Below are 5,033 nucleotides of genomic sequence, written 5' to 3'. Positions count from 1 at the left end.
ACGCCGGCGGCGAAGTGGTGCTTCACCAGGGTCATCTCGGTGACGAGGTCGGCGGCGGCAATGAGTTCGGGCTTGGCGTTCCGGCCGGTGACGACGATGTGCAGATCGTGGCGGCGGGCGGCGAGCGTCGCCACCACCTCGGCCAGCGGCAGGTAATCGTAGCGCAGGGCGATGTTGAGTTCGTCCAGCACGATCAGCCGGATCGTCTCGTCCGCCATCAGCTCCCTGGCCTTGTCGAAGGCGCGGGTGGCGGCGGCGATGTCGCGGGCCTTGTCCTGTGTCTCCCAGGTGAAGCCCTCGCCCATGCTGTGCCACTCCACCTGGTCCGGAAAGGCCGCCAGCGCACGGCGTTCGCCGGTGTCCCAGGCGCCCTTGATGAACTGCACCACGCCGATCCGCCAGCCATGACCGAGCGCGCGCAGCATCAGCCCGAAGGCGGCGGTGGACTTGCCCTTGCCGGGGCCGGTGTTGACGATCAGCAGGCCCTTCTCGATCGTCTTGGCCGCGACCTCGGCGTCCTGCACCGCCTTGCGCTTTTCCATCTTCGCCTTGTGGCGGGCGGCGTCGGCGTCTTCGATTCCGGTCATCTCATTTCACCCGCATCGGCAAACCGGCGACCATGAAGACCACGCTTGCGGCGCGCGTCGCAAGCGCCTGATGCAGCCGCCCGGCCTCGTCGCGGAAGCGCCGCGCCAGCGCATTGTCCGGAACGATGCCGAGGCCCACCTCGTTGGATACCAGCACGAGCGGGGCGCGGGCGCCCGCGCAAGCCTCGATGAGCGCCGTGCCGGCAGCGGCCGTGTCGTGCTCGGCGAGAATGAGGTTCGTCAGCCAGAGCGTCAGGCAATCGACCAGGATGGGGCGCCCGGCATGGGCGGCGATCGCGCCCGGCAGATCGAGAGGGCAATCGACCGTCTTCCAGCCGGCCGGCCGGCGCTCGCGGTGCAGCGCGATGCGCGCGCGCATCTCCTCGTCCCAGGCCTCAGCGGTGGCGATGTAGACCCAGGGGGCGGGCAGCGCCTCGATCAGCGCCTCGGCATGGCGGCTCTTGCCGGAGCGAGCGCCGCCGAGGACGAGGGTGAGGTGGGGGATCTGGGACGACTTCACCGAGACGGACCTCTCCGCGTCATCCCGGCCGAAGCGAAGCGTAGAGCCGGGATCCATGCCTGAGCCTCTGGCGGAAAGGCTCCGGAATGGGTCCCGGGTCTTCCTGCGGTCGCCCGGGACGACCCGCGACGACATGTCGAAGCCAGCCCTGCATTGCACAGCGCCGCGCCGATGGCTAATGATGTGAGCGACGGTGCCTCCGCGAGGAGGTGAAAAGGGAACGCGGTGCGAGACCGCGGCTGCCCCCGCAACTGTAAGCGGCGAGTTCCGCGCCATCGGCCACTGGGAGCGATCCCGGGAAGGCGGCGCGGAACGTCCAGACCCGCGAGCCAGGAGACCTGCCGTCACCCGCAACGATCCAACAGGCTGCCGGCGGGGCGGCCACGGAGACGACAGATGATCTGCTGCCTGCCCCATACGGGCATGCGGGCGCGTGCCCGTATGATGCGTCCGTTTTCCTCGACAGCCCAGCGCCGATCCGCCTGACATGGCCGCCTCCCATGAGCCTAGCGGCGAGGGCGACCTGTCCGTTCTGGACCGCTCCGGTGCGGACCCTGCCGTCACGACCTGCACCCTGCATGTCTGCACGACCTGCCGGCGCGCCCGCGCCGATCTGCCGGATGGCTACGACAAGCCGGGAGCCGCCTTGGCGGCCGCCCTGGCGGCACGAATCGAGGGCTTGGGCACGGCGATCGCCGTCGAGGCGGTCGAATGCCTCTCCGTCTGCAAGCGGCCCTGCACCGTCGCGCTCAGCGGCGAAGGCAAATGGACCTATGTCTATGGCGATCTCGACCCGCAGGATGCGGTGGAAACGCTGATCGCCTTCGCCGGCCAATATGGCGCCTCGCCCGATGGCGTCGTGCCCTGGCGCGAACGCCCCGAGATCATTCGCAAGAGCGTCGTCGCCCGCATCCCTCCCCTTTCGACCGCGAGACCAGCCCGATGACCGCTCCCCTCACCAAGACGCCCTGCACCATCGTCACCGGCTTCCTCGGCGCGGGAAAGACCACGCTGGTGCGCCATCTGCTCGAAAACGCGCAGGGCAAGAAGCTCGCCGTGCTCGTCAACGAGTTCGGCGATCTCGGCTTCGACGGCGAGTTCCTCAAGGGCTGCGGCATCGCCGGCTGCTCGGAGGAGGATGTGGTGGAGCTGCCCAATGGCTGCATCTGCTGCACCGTCGCCGATGATTTCGTGCCGGCGCTGGAAAAGCTGCTGAACCGGGCGCAGCCGCCCGAGCACATCCTGATCGAGACCTCGGGCCTGGCCCTGCCCAAGCCGCTGGTGCAGGCCTTCAACTGGCCGGCGATCCGCACCCGCGTCACGGTGGACGGCGTTATTGCCGTGGTGGACGGGCCCGCCGTGGCGGAGGGCCAGTTCGCCGACGATCCGGAGGCGCTGGCGGCGCAGCGCGCGGCCGACGCCAATGTCGATCACGACAATCCGCTGGAGGAGGTGTTCGAGGACCAGATCCTCTGCGCAGACCTGATCCTGCTCAACAAGAGCGACCTCGTCGACGAAGCCGGCCGGGCGCGGGTGAAGGCCGAGATCGCCGAGCACCTGCCCAAGGCGATCAAGATCGTCGAGACAAGTCACGGCAAGGTCGAGCCGGCGCTGATCGTCGGCCTCGGCGCGGCAGCGGAAACCGATCTGGCGGCGCGCCCCTCCCACCATGGCGAGGGCGAGCACGATCACGACCATGACGATTTCGATTCCACGGCGCTGACGCTGCCGGAGGGTCTCTCGCCGGAGGAGCTGTCGGCGCGCGTCGCCAAGGCGGCCGAGGCCGAGGGCGTTCTGCGGCTGAAGGGCTTCGCCGCCGTGCCGGGCAAGCCGATGCGGCTCGTCGTGCAGGGCGTCGGCCTCCGTGTCGGCCATCATTTCGACCGGCCCTGGGCGCCGAGCGAAGCGCGCGAGGGGCGGATCACGGTGATCGGGCTCAAGGGCTTCGACCTGAAGGCCGTCGAAGCGGCGCTGGCCGGAGCGTAACCGCGCAAGATGCACCTTCTCCCGACCAGCGAGATCAGGCTCGACGATGGCGAGGACGCCGTCGATCTCGGCCTGCCGCCGGGAGACATGCTGGTGCTCTCCTTCGCCGACAGCGACCTTTCGGCGCTGGCGGCGGCCGCAAGGGCGGACGCCCCGTCCCTCCGCCTCGCCTCGCTGCGGCGGCTGAAGCACCCGCTCTCGGTCGATCTCATGATCGAGAAGACCGCCGCGCAGTGCCGCTTCGTGCTGGTGCGCTGCCTCGGCGGGCTGGACTATTGGCGCTATGGCATCGAGCAGCTGGCGCAGGTCTGCCGGGAGAAGGGCATCGCGCTCGCGGTGCTGCCGGGCGACGACCGGGAGGATGAACGGCTCGCGGATTACGGCACGGTGCCCGCCGGCTGCCGACAGGCGATCCTGACCTATTTCCGGGCCGGCGGCGTCGAGAACATGCGGCGGATGCTGGCGGTGGCGGGGCGGTTTCTCGCTGGAGGCGGGGCGCTGCTGCCGGCGGAGCTGAAGCCCGCGCCGCTGCCGGCGCTGTTTGCCCTGACGGATGGCGAGGTGACCACCGGCTGGCGCGAGGCGCTGGCCGCCCTGCCCGCGACGCGCCCTCTCGTTCCGATCCTGCTCTATCGCTCCGGCATCGTCGCCGGCGATACGGCCTTGAGCGAAGCGCTGGCCGCCGCTCTCGCGACGCGCGGCCTCGCCCCGCTCCCGCTCGCCCTGACCAGCCTGAAGGACCCTGCCGTCACCGCAGAACTCGCGGCGCTGATCGCCATGCGCAAGCCGGCACTGATCGTCGCGACCACGGGGTTTTCCGCGCGCGACGGCGAGGCTTTCGTGCTCGACGCTGCCGATTGCCCGGTGCTTCAGGCCGTGCCGGTCGGCAGTCCCTATGAGGCCTGGGAGGCTTCGCCGCGCGGGCTTTCCGCCGCCGACCTCGCCATGCAGGTGGCGCTGCCGGAGTTCGACGGGCGGATCGGCGCGATCCCGGTCGCGTTCAAGGCGGAGACGCTCGATCCGGCCACCGGGCTCGTTAACCGCCGGCTCGTGCCGGATGCGGAGGGCATCGCGGCGCTGGCCGATCTGACGGCCGGCTGGATCGCGCTGGCCGCCAAGCCTGCGGTCGAACGGAAGCTGGCACTGGTGATGTCCGATTATCCGGCACGCGGCGGCCGGGCCGGCTTCGCGGTGGGGCTCGACACGCCGGCGAGCGTGACGGCCCTTCGCGGATTGCTGGCGCAGGCGGGGTATAGCGTCCCTCGCCCTGCCACAGTCGTCCCGGGCGACCATCGGGAGACCCGGGATCCATGCCAGAGCCCGTCCGCTGGAGGTTGCGGAATGGCTCCCGGATCGGCGCCGCTTTCGCGGCTTGTCCGAGACGACGGCGCGGATGCGGGCGAGGGGCAGCGGCTGATGGCAGCTCTGACCAGCGGTCCTGCGAGTCTCTCTCTCCCCCTCGCCACCTATCGGGCGTGGCTCGCCACGATCCCCGCCGCCGCGCGCGAGGACCTGCTCGCCGCCCATGGCGAGCCCGAAGTCGATCCCGCTTGCCGCGACGGCGCCTTCCGCTTCCGGATCGTACGCTACGGCAACCTCATCGTCGCCTTGCAGCCGCCGCGCGACGCCACGCCCGACCGCAAGGCGCGCTATCACGACCCCGACGCGCCGCCGGCCCATGGCTATCTCGCCTTTTACCTTGCGCTGCGGCAGGCCGAAGCCGTCGATGCGCTGATCCATCTCGGCACGCATGGCACCACCGAATGGCTGCCGGGGAAGGCGGTGGCGCTGTCCGCCGCCTGCTGGCCGCGCCTGGCGGTCGGCGGTCTGCCGGTGATCTACCCCTATGTGGTCGACGATCCGGGCGAGGCCGCGCCGGCCAAGCGCCGGCTCTCGGCGGTGACGCTCGGCCATCTGCCGCCCCCGCTGGCCGAAGCCGA

At 70.5% G+C, this 5,033-nt stretch carries 5 protein-coding genes and 1 riboswitch; of the genes, 3 read left to right on the top strand and 2 right to left on the bottom strand.

Annotated elements, in window-relative coordinates; genetic code table 11:
* On the bottom strand, nt 1-587 hold a 587-nt coding region (cobO, locus tag ACOJTB_RS05420), incomplete at its 3' end, for a cob(I)yrinic acid a,c-diamide adenosyltransferase (protein WP_420101501.1).
* Between the two features lies 1 nt (nt 588).
* Nucleotides 589-1,107: a bifunctional adenosylcobinamide kinase/adenosylcobinamide-phosphate guanylyltransferase gene (cobU, locus tag ACOJTB_RS05415; RefSeq protein WP_420101500.1), complete on the bottom strand. Its 519-nt coding sequence runs from the start codon at nt 1,105-1,107 to the stop codon at nt 589-591.
* 174 nt (nt 1,108-1,281) lie between these two features.
* Nucleotides 1,282-1,467, top strand: a riboswitch (cobalamin riboswitch).
* A 127-nt stretch (nt 1,468-1,594) separates the two neighbouring features.
* On the opposite strand from cobU, the gene ACOJTB_RS05410 reads away from it, so the two are divergent.
* The 3 genes from ACOJTB_RS05410 to ACOJTB_RS05400 form a co-directional block, all read left to right on the top strand.
* Complete coding sequence (locus ACOJTB_RS05410) at nt 1,595-2,053, top strand: DUF1636 family protein (protein ID WP_420101499.1); 459 nt, start codon at nt 1,595-1,597, stop codon at nt 2,051-2,053.
* On the top strand, nt 2,050-3,093 hold the full coding sequence (gene cobW / locus ACOJTB_RS05405; protein ID WP_420101498.1) for a cobalamin biosynthesis protein CobW: 1,044 nt from the start codon (nt 2,050-2,052) through the stop codon (nt 3,091-3,093). The genes ACOJTB_RS05410 and cobW overlap by 4 nt, the downstream gene beginning before the upstream one ends.
* 9 nt (nt 3,094-3,102) lie before the next feature.
* On the top strand, nt 3,103-5,033 hold a 1,931-nt coding region (locus tag ACOJTB_RS05400; protein ID WP_420101497.1), incomplete at its 3' end, for a cobaltochelatase subunit CobN.

The sequence above is a fragment of the Allobosea sp. genome (assembly GCF_048595345.1).
Taxonomy (GTDB): Bacteria; Pseudomonadota; Alphaproteobacteria; order Rhizobiales; family Beijerinckiaceae; genus Allobosea.
Note: the sequence above shows the minus strand (reverse complement) of the source record. Positions and strands in the feature narration are given on the sequence as shown.

Excerpts from the sequence above, each read along its gene's own strand:
- ACOJTB_RS05410 (WP_420101499.1), top strand. The coding sequence starts at position 1,595 with ATGGCCGCCTCCCATGAGCCTAGCGGCGAGGGCGACCTGTCCGTTCTG.
- cobW (WP_420101498.1), top strand. The coding sequence starts at position 2,050 with ATGACCGCTCCCCTCACCAAGACGCCCTGCACCATCGTCACCGGCTTC.